The sequence below is a fragment of the Brachyspira sp. SAP_772 genome, assembly GCF_009755885.1.
Classification (GTDB): domain Bacteria; phylum Spirochaetota; class Brachyspiria; order Brachyspirales; family Brachyspiraceae; genus Brachyspira.
This window is the reverse complement of the sequence record NZ_VYIX01000057.1, coordinates 1-937: the sequence shown is the minus strand read 5'-3', so window position 1 is coordinate 937 and position 937 is coordinate 1. Positions and strand designations below refer to the sequence as shown.

The 937-nt window shown below is 17.7% G+C and carries 2 pseudogenes; both read left to right on the top strand.

From position 1 onward, the window contains the following. Positions 1–269 (top strand): annotated as a pseudogene (locus tag GQX97_RS12530) (tetratricopeptide repeat protein); the annotation flags it as partial. Then, a pseudogene (locus tag GQX97_RS12525) lies at positions 259–937 on the top strand (hypothetical protein); the annotation flags it as partial. The pseudogenes GQX97_RS12530 and GQX97_RS12525, both read left to right, overlap by 11 nt.

The window sequence follows — 937 nt, the reverse complement described above, 5'->3', positions numbered from 1 at the left end:
ATAAAAAAGAGAACGATTTTGGTAGTGTGAAGAATTTTAGCAATGAAATTTTAGAGCATATTAAAAGATTTGATAAAAACTCTTTTAATTATAATTATTATAAGGTTTTAGCATTATATCATATTTATGAAATTGGAAATTATAATAAAAAATTAAAAAAGCAATTAACGGATATTTTAAAAAGTATACTTATGATGATAAAAGATAAAAAAAGAGAATATTATATAATAAAAAAAATGTTKACGGATTTACAAAGATATGGCATCTGAAAATAAAGATATTAGTTATAATAGTTTAAAATACAATAAAAAAAATATTATACCTTCATTAGAGAATATAAAAAATAGTAATAAAAATATTTATATTGTAGAAAGTATTTCTGGAAGGGAAAAAGAAAAAAATAAAGATTATAAGATAAGAAAAATATTATTAAAAGATATAGATACATTTGATTATGATATAAAAAATACAAATAAAAAAGAAACTAAAATAGATAAAAAAGCTATTTACGATACTATTTCAAATATTAAAGGATTTTATTTTTTGAGTTTAGATGCTTTTATAGAATATTATAATTTTACTACAAATAAAAAGATAGAAACACAAAATGATATAAATAAAATAAAAGGCTATCTTAAGCAAAAAGCTTATAGARAMAAAATACTTCMTGCATRTAAATTAAAGAGTAAAGAAAATGRTAATTACTCTTATTTTTATATACTTGAAGRATTGGATATACTTGATTTTTTAGTTGATAATCTTGAGTTTGGTACAGATATAGGAGATATATTGAATTCTAAATATATAGATTATGTTGATTTTATAGAGAAGAAAATTAAAGCTTTAGTTAAACAGATAAAAAAAAWTAATAAAAAGKATAATGATAAAATATATTATGATTATAAATTGTATTATATGCCATTTTTTATCTATGATT